The following is a 16,049-nucleotide window of genomic DNA, read 5'->3' as shown; positions in this document are numbered from 1 at the left end:
GGACTTTCCTTCAATGGCCACTGAAGACAAGCTGCGTTCCTATCTCAAGACGGCCGTGGCGAACTCGCGCGAGGCGCAGCGGCAGCTGAACGAGATCAAGGCCAAGCGGGACGAGCCGCTCGCGATCGTGGGCATGGCATGCCGTTACCCGGGCGGGGTGGCGGGCCCGGACGACCTGTGGGAGCTCGTCGCCTCGGGCACCGACGCGGTGTCGCTCTTCCCCGCCGACCGCGGCTGGGATGTCGACGCGCTGTACGACCCGGAGGGCGCGCCCGGCACGACGTCCACCCGCGAAGGCGGCTTCGTCGAGTCGGTGGCAGACTTCGACGCCGGGTTCTTCGGGGTATCCCCGCGCGAGGCGCTGGCGATGGATCCGCAGCAGCGGCTGATGCTGGAGGTGTCCTGGGAGGCCCTCGAGCACGCCGGGATCGATCCGGCTTCCCTGACCGGTACGGCCACCGGCGTCTTCGTCGGAGCGGCTTCGTCGGGCTATCTGGAGGCGATCGAGGGCCTGCCCGAGACCGAGAGCCACCGGATAACCAGCGGACTGCTGAGTGTCATCTCGGGCCGGCTGTCCTACACCCTCGGTCTTGAAGGCCCGGCGGTGACGGTGGACACGGCGTGTTCGTCGTCGCTGGTGGCGATGCACTGGGCGGGTCAGGCGCTGCGGTCTGGGGAGTGCTCCCTCGCCCTGGCCGGCGGGGTGACCGTGGCGGTGAGCCCGGCCGGGTTCGTGGAGTTCAGCCGGCAGGGCGGCCTGGCGCCTGATGGCCGGTGCAAGGCGTTCGCGGAGGGCGCTGACGGGACGGGCTGGTCCGAGGGCGCCGGAGTGGTCGTTCTGGAGCGTCTTTCGGATGCTCGCCGTAACGGGCACCGGGTGCTGGCGGTGGTGCGGTCCAGCGCGGTGAACCAGGACGGTGCCTCCAACGGTCTGACGGCGCCGAACGGTCCGTCGCAGCAGCGGGTGATCCGGCAGGCGCTGGCGGCCGCCGGGCTCTCTCCGGCCGAGGTCGACGTGGTCGAGGCGCACGGCACGGGCACGGTCCTGGGCGACCCGATCGAGGCGCAGGCGTTGTTGTCGGTCTATGGTCAGGGCCGGTCCGGGGATCAGCCGCTGTGGCTGGGGTCGTTGAAGTCGAACATCGGTCACTCGCAGGCGGCGGCGGGTGTCGCGGGTGTGATCAAGATGGTCCAGGCGATGCGGTACGGCACGCTGCCGCGGACCTTGCATGTGGACGAGCCGAGCACCCGCGTGGACTGGGGCCGGGGCCGGGTGCGGCTGCTGACCGAGGAGCAGCCCTGGCCGGAGACCGGGCATCCGCGCCGGGCCGGGGTGTCGTCCTTCGGGGTGTCGGGCACCAATGCGCACCTGATTCTGGAAGCTGCCTCCCTGGCCGAGGACGGCCCCGCCGCGCAGGGCGCTTCGGACAGTGGCGCCGGCGTCGTCGGTGGTGTTGTTCCGTGGGTGGTGTCGGGCCGGTCGGCCGCGGCGGTGGCCGGGCAGGCCGGGCGGCTGCTGGAGCGGGTGGAGCGGGAATCCGGGTTGAACGCCGCGGATGTGGCGTGGTCGCTGCTGGGGTCCCGGTCGCTTTTCGATCATCGTGCGGTGGTGGTGGGTGCCGGCCGTGATGAGCTGACCGCCGGGCTGCGCGCTCTGGCTGCCGGAGAGCCGGCCGTCGGCGTGGCCGAGGGTTTCGCCGGGCCCGGTCGTCAAGTGGTGTTCGTCTTTCCGGGGCAGGGTGCGCAGTGGGTCGGGATGGCGGGTGAACTGCGGAAGTCTTATCCGGTGTTCGCTGATGCGCTTGCTGAGTGTGGCGATGCGTTGGGTGAGTTTGTCGACTGGTCGCTGTTGGATGCCCTGGATGACCGGGAGATGCTGGCGCGTGTCGATGTGGTGCAGCCTGCTTTGTGGGCGGTGATGGTGTCATTGGCGCGTGTCTGGCAGTCGCTGGGGGTCCGGCCCGCGGCGGTGGTGGGTCACTCGCAGGGTGAGATCGCCGCGGCTGTGGTGGCGGGTGGGTTGTCGTTGTCCGATGGTGCGCGGGTTGTCGCGTTGCGCAGTCGGGCGATTGCTGAGGTGCTGGTGGGGGACGGCGGTATGGTCGCGGTGTCGTTGCCGGTGGAGCGGGCGCGGGAGTTGATCGGCCGCTGGGGTGATGGGCTGTCGGTGGCGGCGGTCAATGGTCCTGGTTCGGTGGTGGTTTCGGGTGTGTCCCTCGCGCTTGATGAGCTTGTTGCTCATTGCGAGGGTGTTGGGGTGCAGGCTCGGCGGGTGCCGGTGGATTATGCCTCGCATTCGGCGGTGGTCGAGCGGGTCGAGCAGCGGCTGGCGAGGGATGTGGCTGCCGTGACTCCGGTGTCGGGTTCGGTGCCGATGTATTCGACGGTGACGGCTGGGCTGATGGACACCGGTGAGCTGGATGCCGGTTACTGGTATCGCAATCTGCGTCAGACGGTGCTTTTCGAGGATGCCAACCGTGCCCTGGTGGAGGCCGGGTACTCGGTGTTCGTCGAGATCAGCCCCCATCCGGTACTGACCATGCCGCTGCAGGACACCCTCGACACGCATTACCCCGGCCTTGCCGCCGAAGCGGTGGTCACCGGGACGTTGCGCCGTAACGAGGGCGGGCCGGTCCGGATGCTGGCCTCCGCGGCCGAGCTGTTCGTGCACGGCGTGCCCATCGTCTGGGACGGCCTGTTCGCTGGGCGGTCGCCGCGACGGGTCGATCTGCCCACGTACGCGTTCCAGCGGAGCCGGTACTGGCCCGAGGGCGGCATGGCGTCGGCCGACGTGGCGGCCGCGGGTCTGGAGGCGGTGGAGCATCCGCTGCTGGGTGCGGTGCTGTCCTCGCCCGAGGGCGGCGGGGTGGTGTTCACCTCGCGGTTGTCGGCCGGGTCGCAGCCCTGGCTGGCCGACCACGCCGTGCAGGGTGCGGTGGTCTTCCCCGGCACGGGCTTCGTGGAGCTGGTGGTCCAGGCCGCCGACGCGGTCGGGTGCGGCCGGGTCAGTGAGCTGATCGTGGAGGCGCCGCTGGTGCTCCCCGAGCGTGGTGGCGTTCAGGTCCAGGTCGTCGTGGGCGAGTCGGAGGACGGTCGGCGGCCGGTCACCGTGTACGCGCGCCCGGACGGAGGCGGGGAGCAGCCCTGGCTCCGGCATGCCGGCGGTGTCGTCGAGGACACGACGGTGGCAGACGTGTCCGGGTTCGAGGAGCTGGCCGGGGTGTGGCCGCCGGCCGGCGCGGAAGCCATGGTCACCGAGGGGATATACGAGCGGATTGCCGCCGAGGGCGGTTTCGTATACGGGCCGACGTTCCAGGGCCTGACCCGGGCCTGGCGCCAGGACGGCCGGGTCTTCGCCGAGGTGGACCTGCCCGAGCAGCAGTGGGGCCGGGCCGGGGCGTTCGGCATCCACCCGGCGTTGCTGGACTCGGTGCTGCACGCCTCGCTCTTCGCGGACCTGGCGCCGACGGAGTACGGCCGGCTGCCGTTCAGCTTCGGCGACGTGGTGCTGCACGCCTCCGGGGCCGCCCGGGTACGTGCGTGCCTCACGCGGACAGGGCCGGACTCGCTCTCGGTCGCGGTGACGGACCCGTCAGGCGGCGCGGTGCTGTCGCTGGGCTCACTGGTGATGCGCCCGCTGACGCCGCAGGCGCTGACCGCCGCCGAGCGCCGGGACGAGACCGTACTGGCCGTGGAGTGGACCGAGCTGCCCGCCGAGGCCCGGGAGACCGGCGACCTCGACACGGTGCTCGGCCCCGTGGTGGCGGGCCCGGACGCCGAGGTGCCGTGGCTGCCGGGTGTGCCGGTGCACCAGGGTCTGGACGAAGTGCGGCCGGAGTCCGGCCGGCCGGTGGTGCTGGCCGTGTCGGCCCAGGACGGTCCGGTCGTGGAGGCGGCGCACCGGTGCGCCCGGTGGATCCTGGAGCAGGTGCAGTCCTGGCTGGGAGACGAACGGTTCGCCGACTCGACGCTGCTGGTGCTGACCCGCGGTGCGGTCGGCGCCGGCCCTCGGGAGGCGGTGGCCGATCTTGCCGCCGCCACCGCCTGGGGTCTGGTGCGCTCGGCGCAGGCGGAGAACCCGGGCCGGATCACGCTGATCGACACCGACGCCGCGACCGGGATGACCGCCGGCCTGCTGGCCGTCGCGCGTGGCACCGGCGAGCCTCAGCTGGCGGTCCGTGCGGGCAGGCTGTACGCCGCCCGGCTGGCGCGGGCGGACGTGGGTCTGGCGGTGCCGGAGACGGATGCCTGGCACCTGGACTCGCTGGCGAAGGGCACTTTGGAGAATCTGCGTCTTGTGCCGTTCGCGGAGGGGGGTCGGGAGCTCGGCAGCGGGGAGGTCCGGATCCGGGTCCATGCCGCGGGTGTGAACTTCCGTGATGTGCTCAACGCCTTGGGGATGTACCCGGATCCGGATGAGCTGCTGGGCAGTGATGTCGCGGGTGTGGTGGCCGAGGTGGGTCCTGGGGTATCGGATCTGCGGGTCGGTGACCGGGTGATGGGTCTCGTCGATGGTGGGATCGGTTCGTTGGTGGTGTGTGATCGTCGGCTGGTGGTGCCGGTTCCGGCGGGCTGGTCGTTCGTGACGGCTGCTTCGGTGCCGACGGCGTTTTTGACGGCGTATTACGCGCTGGTGGAGCTGGCCGGGTTGCGGGCGGGTGAGCGGGTTCTGGTGCATGCGGGTGCCGGTGGTGTGGGTATGGCCGCGATTCAGCTGGCGAGGCACTTGGGTGCTGAGGTCTTTTCGACCGCCAGTGACGGCAAGCGGGAGTTGCTGAGGGCGCGGGGGCTCGACGAGGGGCATCTGGCGTCGTCGCGGTCGCTGGATTTCGAAGCCGCGTTCTCGCGGGCCACGGGTGGTCGTGGTGTGGATGTCGTGCTGAACTCGCTCACGGGTGATTTCATCGACGCGTCGTTGCGGCTGATGCCGGGCGGTGGCCGGTTCATCGAGATGGGCAAGGCCGAACTCCGGCAGAGCGACGAGGTGGCCGCCCGCTACGACGGCGTCCGCTACCGCTCCTTCGACCTGGTGGAAGCGGGCCCGGAACGGACCCAGCAGATGCTCGCCGAGCTGGTCCGGCTCTTCGAGACCGGGTCCCTGGAACCCCTTCCGGTCACCGAGTGGGATGTGCGGCAGGCGCCGGAGGCGTTCCGGTACATGAGCCAGGCGCGGCATGTCGGCAAGTTGGTGCTGACGGTGCGGCAGCGGCTCGTGGACGCGGGCACGGTGCTGGTCACCGGCGGTACCGGTGGGCTGGGCGGCGAGGTGGCCAGGCACCTGGTCACGGCTCATGGCGTGCGGGATCTGGTGCTGGTGTCGCGGCGTGGGTCGGCGGCGCCGGGGGCCGGGGAACTGGTGGCCGAGCTGTCCGGGCAGGGCGCCCGGGTCACGGTCGCCGCGTGCGATGTCAGCGACCGTGACGCTCTGGCCGCAGTGCTGGCGGAGATACCGGCCGAGCACCGGTTGACGGGTGTGGTGCACACCGCGGGCGTGGTCGACGACGGGCTGATCTCGTCGCTGACCGCCGACCGGTTGGGTCCGGTGCTGGCGCCGAAGGTGGATGCCGCCTGGCATCTGCACGAGCTGACCCGGGATATGGACCTGTCGCTCTTCGCGGTGTTCTCCTCGATGTCCGGCTTGCTGGGCGCTCCGGGGCAGGGCAACTACGCGGCCGGGAACGTGTTCCTCGACGCGCTGATCGCGCAGCGTCGGCACGAGGGTCTGCCCGGTGTGTCGATGGCCTGGGGCCCGTGGACCCCCGAGGTCGGCCTGACCGGCACCCTGTCGGAAGCCGACATGCGCCGGCTGGAGCGTTCGGGCATACCGGCGTTGTCGGTGGCCCAGGGCATGCGGCTGTTCGACCAGGCGACCGCCGCCGACGTGGCGCTGGTGGGTCTCGCCCGGATCGACACCGCGGTCCTGCGGGGCCAGGCCGACCTGCCGGTCATGCTCAGGACGCTGGTCGGCGCCAGGCCGCGGCGGGCGGTGGCCGGTAACCGGCGGCAGTCCGGCGGATTCGCCCAGCAGCTGGCCGGGCTCACCGCCCAGCAGCGCGACCAGCACCTGCTCGCTCTGGTACGCGACCACGTGGCCGTCGTCCTCGGCCACCAGAGCGGCGAGCAGGTCGACCCCGGTCTGGCGTTCCGGGAGGCCGGTTTCGACTCGTTGACCGCCGTCGAGCTGCGCAACCGGCTCCAGACCGCGACCGGGCTGTCGCTGCCGGCCACGCTGGTCTTCGACTATCCGAACGCGATCCGGCTGGCGGGCTACCTGGCCGAGCAGTCCGGCGACGCCACCGAGTCAGCCACCGAGTCCGCGACCCGGCAGGAGCTGCCCGCGCTGGTGTCGGTGGCCGACGACCCGATCGTGGTCGTCGGCATGGCCTGCCGCTACCCGGGCGGCGTGGAGAGCCCGGACGACCTGTGGAACCTGGTCACCACCGGTACCGACGCGATGACGCCGTTCCCGGCGGACCGCGGCTGGGACGTGGACGGCCTGTACGACCCGACGGGCAGCCGTCCGAACACGGCAGTGGCCCGCGAGGGCGGCTTCCTGACCGCCGCCGCGGACTTCGACGCCGGGTTCTTCGGCATCTCCCCGCGGGAAGCCCTGGCCATGGACCCGCAGCAGCGGCTTCTGCTGGAAGTCGTCTGGGAGGCGCTCGAACACGCCGGGATCGACCCGACAGTCCTCGGCGGAACCCCGGCCGGGGTGTTCGTCGGCAGCTACCACTCCAGCTACGGCGACCTCGTCGCCCGGGCGGGCGACGCGCAGGCCCAGGCGATGACCGGTGGCGCGCAGAGCGTGCTCTCCGGCCGGGTGTCGTACGTCCTCGGTCTGGAGGGCCCGGCGGTCACCGTCGACACCGCCTGCTCGTCGTCGCTGGTCGCCATGCACCTGGCCGGGCAGTCCCTGCGCGCGGGCGAGAGCTCCCTGGCGCTGGCGGGCGGTGTCACCGTACTGGCGGACCCCGGCACGTTCGTCGAGTTCAGCCGCCAGGGCGGTCTCGCGGGCGACGGCCGGTGCAAGGCGTTCGCCGAGTCGGCCGACGGTACCGGGTTCGGCGAGGGCATCGGCATCGTGGTGCTGGAGCGTCTCTCGGACGCCCGCCGCAACGGTCACCGCGTACTGGCGGTCATGCGGTCCAGCGCGATCAACCAGGACGGCGCCTCCAACGGCCTGACGGCGCCGAACGGTCCGTCCCAGCAGCGGGTCATCCGGCAGGCCCTGGCCGCGGCCGGGCTCGCCCCCACCGACATCGACGCCGTGGAGGCCCACGGCACCGGCACCACCCTGGGCGACCCGATCGAGGCGCACGCGCTGCTGTCGACCTACGGCCAGGGCCGCCCCGAGGACCAGCCGCTGTGGCTGGGCACGGTGAAGTCCAACATCGGGCACACCCAGGCTGCCGCGGGCGTCGCCGGGGCGATCAAGATGGTGCACGCGATGCGGCACGGTGTGCTGCCCCGCACCCTGTACGCGGACCAGCCGACCTCGCACGTGGACTGGAGCCAGGGCCGGGTGCGGCTGCTGACCGAGGAGCAGCCCTGGCCCGAGACCGGGCACCCGCGCCGCGCGGGCGTCTCCTCCTTCGGCATCTCCGGCACCAACGCGCACGTCATCCTGGAGGCCGCGCCTGACCTCGGCACCGAGCCCGAGCCCGAGACCGGCGCTGCCGCCGGCGGCGACGCCGTCGCCGAGACGGTGTGGGTGGTCTCGGGCCGGTCCGCGCAGGCGCTGGCCGCGCAGGCCGGGCGGCTGCTGGAGCGCGTGCAGGCCGACCCCGGGCTCACCGATGCCGAGGTGGGCCGTGCGCTGCTGAGCACCCGGTCGCTGTTCGAGCACCGGGCGGTCGTCGTCGGCGCGGGCCGCGACGGACTCACCGCCGGTCTGCGAGCGCTCGCCGCCGGGGAACCGGCCGCCGACGTGGTCGACGGTGTGGCCCGTACCCGCCGCGGGACGGCGGTGCTGTTCACCGGTCAGGGCGCGCAGCGGCTCGGCATGGGTCGCCTGCTGCACGAGCAGTCGCCGGTGTTCGCCGCCGCTTTCGACGAGGTGGCCGACGAACTCGACCGGCATCTCGACGGCCGGTTGCGGGACGTGCTGTGGGGCGAGGACCGGGAACTGCTCGACCGGACCGGATGGACGCAACCCGCGCTGTTCGCGATCGAGGTCGCGCTGTTCCGGGTGCTACGGTCCTGGGGCATCGAGCCGGACTACCTGCTCGGGCACTCGATCGGTGAGGTCGCCGCCGCCCACGTGGCCGGGGTGTTCTCGCTGCCGGACGCGTGTCGGCTGGTCGCCGCCAGGGCCCGGCTCATGGAGGCGCTGCCGGCCGGCGGGGCGATGGCCGCCGTCGCCGCGACCGAGGAGGAGGTGACCGCCCGGCTCGCCGACGGTGTGTCGATCGCGGCGGTCAACGCCGCCGAGTCGGTGGTCGTCGCGGGTCCCGAGGACGCCGTGACCGCGGTGGCGGAGCACTTCGCCGCGCTGGGCCGGCGGACCCGGCGGCTGCGGGTGTCGCACGCCTTCCACTCCGCTCTGATGGACCCGATGCTCGACGACTTCGCGGCGGAGCTGGAGCAGCTGACCTTCGCCGAGACGGCGATCCCCGTCGTGTCGAACATGACCGGCGCGCCGGCGGACATGGCGCACCCGAAGTACTGGGTGGAGCAGGTCCGCTCCACGGTCCGGTTCGCCGACGGGCTGCGCTGGCTGGCCGAGCGCGGGGTGGACACCTTCGTGGAGGCCGGCCCGGACGCGGTCCTGTCCCGTCTGGTGGAACTCAACGGCCTGTCCCAGGCCACCGCGGTGGCCCTCCAGCGCGGCGACCGCACCGGCCGGCCGGTCCTGCTGCACGCCCTGGCGCAGCTGTTCGTGCGGGGCGTGCCCGTCGACTGGGACGGGCTGTTCGCCGGGCGCGGGACGCGGCGGGTGGACCTGCCGACGTACGCGTTCCGGCGCCGCCGCTACTGGCCGCAGGCGGCGCCGGAGCGGGCGACCGGCCGCGACCCGGTGGACGCCCTGTTCTGGGAGTCGGTCGAGGGCGGCGCCGGACAGCTGGCCCGCTCGCTCGGTGTCGCGGACGACGCGCTGTCGGACGTGGCCCCGGCCCTGCTGCGCTGGCGTGAGCGACGGCTCCAGGACGCAGTGGCCGACGACTGGTGCTACCGCCAGCAGTGGGTCCCCGTCGACGGCGTCCGGCCGGACCCGGCCGCGCCGCAGCGCTGGCTGGCGATCGTCCCCGAAGGCGACGATCCCTGGGCCACCGCCGTACTGGAGGCGCTGGGCCCGGATGTGACCGTACTCGCCCCCGACGCGGCCGACGCCGAGCAGCTGGCGCCGGCCGGGGCCGACCGCACCGGCGTGGTGTCGCTGGCCGCCGCCGACGAGGCCGGAGTGGAGGCGACGCTGCGGCTGGTGCAGGAGCTGCGGGGCTCGGAGCTGACCGTCCCGCTATGGGTTCTCACCCGCGCGGCGATCACGGCACGCCCCGGTGAGCAGGTCAAGGACGTGTGGCAGGGCGGCGTCTGGGGACTGGGTCGGGTCGCGGCCCTGGAGCTGCCCGGCCTGTGGGGCGGTCTGGTCGACCTGCCCGAGGACCCCGACCCGGCGGCCCTCAAGCGGCTGGCGGGCGTGCTGGTGGGGGGCCACGGCGAGGACCAGCTCGCGGTGCGCGCCTCCGGTGTGCTGGCGCGCCGCCTGGTGCGTGCGCCCGGCCGCGGCACGGGTGAGCCCTGGCGGACCAGCGGTACGGCACTGGTCACCGGCGGCACCGGCGGTCTTGGCGGGTACGTGGCCCGGTGGCTGGTCGAGCGCGGCGCGGAGCACGTGGTGCTGATGTCCCGCCGCGGCCCGGACGCCCCGGGCGCGGCCGGGCTTCAGGCCGAACTGGAATCCTCCGGCGCCAAGGTGAGCGTCCTCGCGGGCGATGTCGCCGACCGGGCGGCGATGACGCAGGTCCTCGCCGGTATCCCCGCCGACCTGCCGTTGCGGACGGTGGTCCACACCGCCGGCGTCCTGCACAGGCCCCTTCCCGTCGAGGCGCTTCCGGTGGCGACGCTGCACGACAGCCTCGGGGCGAAGGTCAAGGGCGCGCTGCTGCTCGACGAGCTGACCGCCGGTATGGAGCTGGACGCGTTCGTGCTGTTCTCCTCGGGTGCGTCGTCGTGGGGCGGCAGCGGCCAGGGTGGCTACGCGGCGGGCAACGCCTGCCTGGACAGCCTGGCGGAGTACCGGCGTGCGCGGGGGCGTACCGCCACCTCTATCGCCTGGGGCACCTGGGCCGAGGCCGGCATGGCCGCGGCCAACACCGGCGAGCACGACTACCTGGTGCGTCTTGGCGTGCTGCCGATGCAGCCGGAACCGGCCATAGCCGCGATGCAGCGCGTCCTGGAGGACGACGCGACCACGGTCACCGTCTCCGACATGGACTGGGCGAAGTTCGCCCCCGCGTTCTCGCTCGCCCGGCCGAGTCGGCTGTTCGCCCTGCTCCAGGAGGCTGGCCCGGCCGTGGTCGAGCCCGAGGCCGACCGCGAGGCCACCGCGTTCGCCGAGCGGGTGGCGGCGATGCCGGCGGACGAGCGGCGCGAACACCTCCTCGCCTTGGTCCAGGAGCACGCCGCCGCCGTGCTGGGCCACAGCAGCGGCGACGAGCTGGACCCCGAGACGGCCTTCCGGGACGCCGGGTTCGATTCGCTGACCGCCGTCGAGCTGCGCAACGGGCTGCAGACGATGACCGGCCTCACCCTGCCCGCGACGCTCGTCTTCGACTATCCCAACCCCGTCAAACTCGCCGACCTGCTGGAGAGCATGGTGGGCGGGCCGTCCGGGGACGCCGACGAGGAGATCCGCCGCAAGCTGCTCTCCGTTCCGCTGATCAAGCTCCGGGACGCCGGCCTGCTCGATGCCGTACTGGCCCTGGCCGACGACGACCTGGGCCCTGCGGCAGCGCCCGAGGACGACGAGACCGGCGACGAGACCGACCTGATGACCGCCGACGCCGACGACCTCGTCCGCATCGCGCTCGAAGCCGCAGGAGGAGCCCCCACGACATGAACATCACCGCAGCAGTGCTCGACCGGGTCGGGTCCCCGTTCGTCCTCAAGGAGGTCGAGATCGTCGACCCGGGCCGGGACGAGGTGCTGGTCGAGCTGCACGGCTCCGGCCTGTGCCACACCGACGTGGCGGTCCAGCACGGGCACACGCCCTTTCCGTTGCCCGGCGTCCTGGGCCACGAGGGGAGCGGCATCGTGCGCTCCGTGGGGGCCGGCGTGTCCGGCCTCGCGGTCGGCGACCACGTATGCCTTTCGTTCGACAGTTGCGGCGAGTGCGGCAACTGCCGTGACGGCGTGCCCTCCTACTGCGACACCTTCATCGCCCGGAACTTCGTCGGCTCGCGCCTCGACGGCAGCGGGACGCTGAGCCTGGACGGCGAGCCGCTCGGCTCGAACTTCCTCGGCCAGTCGAGTTTCGCCTCGCACGCCGTGGCCGGCGCCAGGTCCGTGGTGAAGATCCCCACCGAGGTGCCGCTGGCGCTGGCCGCGCCGCTGGGCTGCGGCATCCAGACCGGGGCCGGGGCGGTGCTGAGGTCGCTCAACGTCCAGCCGGGTGGCTCGGTGCTGATCCTCGGGGCCGGCTCGGTCGGTCTGAGCGCCGTGATGGCCGCCGTGCTCGCCGGTGCGCAGACCATCGTCGTGGCGGAACCGCTGGAGTCGCGGCGGCTGGCCGCGAAGGACCTCGGCGCGACCCATGGCCTCGACCCGGTGGCCGGGAAGCTCCATGAGCAGATCCGCGAGATCGTGCCGCGGGGCGTCCGGTACGCGGTGGACACGACCGCCAAGCCGGCGGTGCTCGGCGAGGTCGTGCAGGCCATGGCCAAGCGCGGCGCCATCGCCCTGCTCGGCGTCCCGTCGGACCCGACCGCCGTACTGCCGCTGAGCCTCGGCCTGAGCCAGATCCTCGGGCTGACGGTGGCCGGGTCCGTCGAGGGCGACAGCGACCCGCACACGTTCATCCCCTGGCTGCTCGACCGGTATCTCCAGGGCCGGTTCCCGATCGACCGCATGGTCACCACGGTGCCGTTCGCCGACATCAACGAGGCGGTCCTGACGCAGACGCGCGGGGACGCGGTCAAGGTGGTGCTCACGCATCAGTGACCCGGCCCTCCCGGCGCGCACACCGGATGGCCCTTCCCAATCGAGGACACGCGAGGACAGGCGAGGCCGCATGGCAATCCACTACAACGACTTCTACATCGGCGGTGAGTGGGTCGCGCCGAAGACGGAGCACCGCATCCAGGTGCACGCCGCGGGCGCGGAAGAGCTCGTCGGAAGCGTGCCGGAGGCGCACCCGGCGGATGTGGACGCGGCCGTCGCCGCGGCCCGCGCCGCCTTCGACGACCCGGCCGGGTGGCGGCACTGGACGCCGAAGGCCCGAGCCGAGGCGCTGGGCCGGTTCGCGGCAGCCCTGCAGGACCACGGCCCCGAGATCGCCCGGCGGGTCAGCCTGCAGAACGGCATGCCAATCAGCCTGTCCGGCGTTCTGGAGAGTTCGGCACCACCGTTGCTGCTGCGTTATTACGCTGCGCTGGCCGCCGGAGCAGAAAGCGATGACCACCGGGCCGGCATGCTCGGCGGCCAGGCGATCGTCGTCGCCGAGCCGGTGGGCGTGGTCGCGGCGGTCGTCCCGTGGAACGTGCCACAGGGGGTCACCTTCATGAAGATCGCCCCGGCCCTGGCGGCGGGGTGCTCGGTGGTGCTGAAGCCGTCCCCGGAGACGGTGCTCGACGCGTTCCACATGGCGGAGGCCGCCGTGGCGGCCTCCCTGCCGGCCGGGCTGATCAACGTGGTCCCCGGCGGACCGGAGACCGGCCGCCATCTGGTCGGCCATCCCGGCGTGGACAAGGTGTCGTTCACCGGCTCGACCGCCGTCGGCCGGACGGTCGCGGAGACCTGCGGCCGGCTGCTGCGGCCCGTCTCGGTGGAGCTGGGCGGGAAGTCCGCCGCGGTCGTGCTGGAGGACGCCGACCTCACCGGCATGATGGACCGGTTCTTCCAGGCCACCTTGGTCAACAACGGCCAGATCTGCTGGCTCGGCACCAGGATCCTGGCACCCCGCGCCCGGTACGCCGACGTGGTCGACGCCGTCACCGAGATGGCGCGCACGCTCGTGGTGGGCGACCCGCTCGAACCGGCGACCCAACTGGGCCCCCTGGTGTCCGCCCGGCAGCGGGACCGGGTCGAGTCCTACATCGCCAAAGGCATCAGCGACGGTGCCCGTCTCACCACCGGCGGCGGCCGCCCTTCGTGGGCGGACCGCGGCTGGTACGTCGACGCGACCGTGTTCGCCGATGTGGACAACAAGTCCGCGATCGCCCAGGAGGAGATCTTCGGACCGGTTCTTTCGATCATTCCGTACGCCGACGAGGACGAAGCGGTGGCGATCGCCAACGACAGCGACTACGGCCTCGGCGGTTCGGTGTGGACCTCCGACGCCGAGCGTGGCCTGGCCCTCGCCCGTCGGGTACGGACCGGCTCGATCGGGGTGAACGGTTATGCCAACGATCCGGTCGCGCCGCTCGGCGGCCGGAAGGCGAGCGGGCTCGGCTACGAGCTGGGCCCGGAAGGACTCGCCGCCTACCAGGTCCTGAAGTCGATCTATGTCGACCAGCCGGCCTGACCGCCGCCGGGGTCCGGGTGGACGGCACCCGGCGGTTACGAGGAACGTATGAGAAATGGAGTGGACAACACATGACCGGACGACTCGAGGGCAAGGTGGCCATGATCACGGGCGCGGCGCGCGGACAGGGCCGTAGCCATGCCCTGCGGCTGGCCGAGGAAGGCGCCGACCTGATCCTGGTGGACATCTGCCAGAACATCGACACCTTGGCCTACTCCCTCGCCTCCGAGGACGACCTCGCCGAGACGGTCGCCCAGGTGGAGAAGCTCGGGCGCCGGGCCGTGGCGGCGCAGGCCGACACGCGCGACGCGGAGGCGCTGCGGGCGGCCGTCGAACGCGGCACCGCGGAGCTGGGCAGCCTGGACATCCTCATCACCAACGCGGGGGTGGGCATGGCGCATCCGTCGACGAGCAACGAGCAGGCGTTCCGGGACCAGCTTGAGATCAACACGATCGGCGCGTGGAACACCGTGCACGCCGCGGCGCCGAAGATGATCGAGTACGGCAAGGGCGGCTCCGTCGTCGTCATCAGCTCGGTGATGGGCCTGAGCGGCAAGATCGGCAGCACGACCGGTGGCGCCGAAGGCTACGTCGCCGCCAAGCACGCGCTGCTCGGCCTGTCCCGGGCGTGGACCCGGTGGCTCGGCCCGCACAACATCCGCGTCAACTCGATCCACACCACCGGCGTCCGCACCCCGCTGCTCGTCAACGACGCGATCAAGGCGGTGCACACCAAGCCGCCGACGACCGGCGCCGAGGTCGGGCACATCCTCGACGTGACGATGCTGGACTCCAGCGACGTCAGCGGCGCGGTCGCCTGGCTGGTCTCGGACGAGGCGCGCTACGTCACGGGTATCGCGCTGCCGATCGACGCCGGCTTCACCACCCCGTAGCGTTTCTCCGGGCGCGAGGCGGGGTTGCCGGTCCCGGCCGGCAACCCCGCATCGCCGTCCGACCAGGTCCCGCTGTTGCGCCCACAGGTGTGCGGCAGGCTCTCTTCGAGCAGGACATCGCGAAGGCCTGCCGAGCACCCTTGCGTTCTAGTGGTCGTCGCAACACCCCAGTTCAGGGGATGCGATGGACTTCAAGATCCGGGAGTTGCGGACCGTAGCTCAGGGACGCCAGAGGCTGCTGCGTGAGCGGGAGGCATACTTCCAGCTCATGCAGCAGGGCCTGAGCAACAGCAAGGCATGTCAGATCGTCGGCATCAACGCGAAGACCGGCCGACGATGGCGCAACGGGCGCAGCGCCGACCGCAAGCAGAAGGCGGCACCTCCGGTCCGGCCGACGGTGCCGCCTTCTGGCGCGTCCCGGTACCTGCGCGACGACGACCGGATCTACATCGCCGACCGGCTGCGGGAGAAGGCCCCGATCCGGGCGATCGCCGCTGAACTCGGCCGCAGCCCATCCACCATCAGCAGGGAGATACGCCGGAACCGGACCATGGGGACCCGCGGCCAGTGGCACTACCGTCCGCACGCTGCCCAGGCCCGGGCCGATGCGCGACGCCCCCGCCCCAAGCCCGCGAAGATCGGCCAGAACCCCGAACTGCGTGCCTTCGTCCAAGACCGTCTGGACCTACGGTGGAGCCCTGAGTAGATCTGCCAGGCCCTGCGCATCCGCTTCCCCGACCGGCCGGAGATGCACGTGGTCCACGAGACCGTCTACCAGGCCCTCTACGTCCAGGGCCGGGGCGAACTACGCCGCGACCTCGCCAAGGCGCTGCGCACCGGCCGTGCCCGGCGCAAGCCCCGGCGGCAGGCTCAGCAACGTCAGCCCCGCTTCCGCGAGCCCATGGTGATGATCAGCGAACGCCCCGCGGAGGCGGAGGACCGGGCGGTGCCCGGCCACTGGGAGGGTGACCTGATCATCGGCAAGGACGGCGCCTCTGCCATCGGCACCCTCGTCGAACGCTCCACCCGCTACGTCCTGCTGCTGCACCTGCCGAACGGCCGGGGCACCGAGTTGGTCCGCGACGCCCTGGTCGGGATGGTCCAGACGCTGCCGGCCCATCTGAAGCGGTCCCTGACCTGGGACCAGGGCAGCGAGATGGGACGGCACGGCGAGTTCACCGTCGCGACCGACATCCCGGTCTACTTCTGTGACCCGGCCAGCCCCTGGCAACGCGGCTCGAACGAGAACACGAACGGACTGCTGCGGCAGTACTTTCCCAAGGGCACTGACCTGTCCGTCCACACGCGTGAAGACCTGGACACCGTCGCCGCCGAACTCAACGGCCGTCCACGCAAAACGCTCGACTGGGAAACCCCAGTCGAGCGCCTGCATAAACTGCTCGCGGCTCGATCAACACGACCACGTGTTGCGACGACCCTTAGAAAGCGCCACCCAGGTGCTCGGCGGGCCTTCG

4 protein-coding genes and 1 pseudogene are annotated in these 16,049 nt (G+C 72.2%); all 5 read left to right on the top strand.

The window, feature by feature from the left end; genetic code table 11:
- Positions 1-13: 13 nt before the first annotated feature.
- Positions 14-11,059: a type I polyketide synthase gene (locus STRVI_RS30650; RefSeq protein WP_014059456.1), complete on the top strand. Its 11,046-nt coding sequence runs from the start codon at positions 14-16 to the stop codon at positions 11,057-11,059.
- Complete coding sequence (locus STRVI_RS30645) at positions 11,056-12,159, top strand: NAD(P)-dependent alcohol dehydrogenase (RefSeq protein ID WP_014059455.1); 1,104 nt, start codon at positions 11,056-11,058, stop codon at positions 12,157-12,159. The genes STRVI_RS30650 and STRVI_RS30645 overlap by 4 nt, the downstream gene beginning before the upstream one ends.
- A gap of 70 nt (positions 12,160-12,229) precedes the next feature.
- A complete protein-coding gene (locus STRVI_RS30640) occupies positions 12,230-13,681 on the top strand; it encodes an aldehyde dehydrogenase (protein ID WP_014059454.1) in 1,452 nt (483 codons plus the stop codon).
- A 71-nt stretch (positions 13,682-13,752) separates the two neighbouring features.
- Entirely contained in the window at positions 13,753-14,574 is an 822-nt protein-coding gene (locus STRVI_RS30635; RefSeq protein ID WP_014059453.1) for a mycofactocin-coupled SDR family oxidoreductase, read from the top strand.
- A gap of 184 nt (positions 14,575-14,758) precedes the next feature.
- Positions 14,759-15,982: pseudogene (locus STRVI_RS30630) on the top strand (IS30 family transposase); the annotation flags it as partial.
- Between the last annotated feature and the right edge of the window lie 67 nt (positions 15,983-16,049).

The sequence above is a fragment of the Streptomyces violaceusniger Tu 4113 genome (assembly GCF_000147815.2).
Classification (GTDB): Bacteria; Actinomycetota; Actinomycetes; order Streptomycetales; family Streptomycetaceae; genus Streptomyces; species Streptomyces violaceusniger_A.
Note: the sequence above shows the minus strand (reverse complement) of the source record. Positions and strands in the feature narration are given on the sequence as shown.

Bases quoted from the DNA above. Each gene is read 5' to 3' on its own strand.
- STRVI_RS30650 (WP_014059456.1), top strand. From the start codon at position 14: ATGGCCACTGAAGACAAGCTGCGTTCCTATCTCAAGACGGCCGTGGCG.
- STRVI_RS30645 (WP_014059455.1), top strand. From the start codon at position 11,056: ATGAACATCACCGCAGCAGTGCTCGACCGGGTCGGGTCCCCGTTCGTC.
- STRVI_RS30640 (WP_014059454.1), top strand. From the start codon at position 12,230: ATGGCAATCCACTACAACGACTTCTACATCGGCGGTGAGTGGGTCGCG.
- STRVI_RS30635 (WP_014059453.1), top strand. From the start codon at position 13,753: ATGACCGGACGACTCGAGGGCAAGGTGGCCATGATCACGGGCGCGGCG.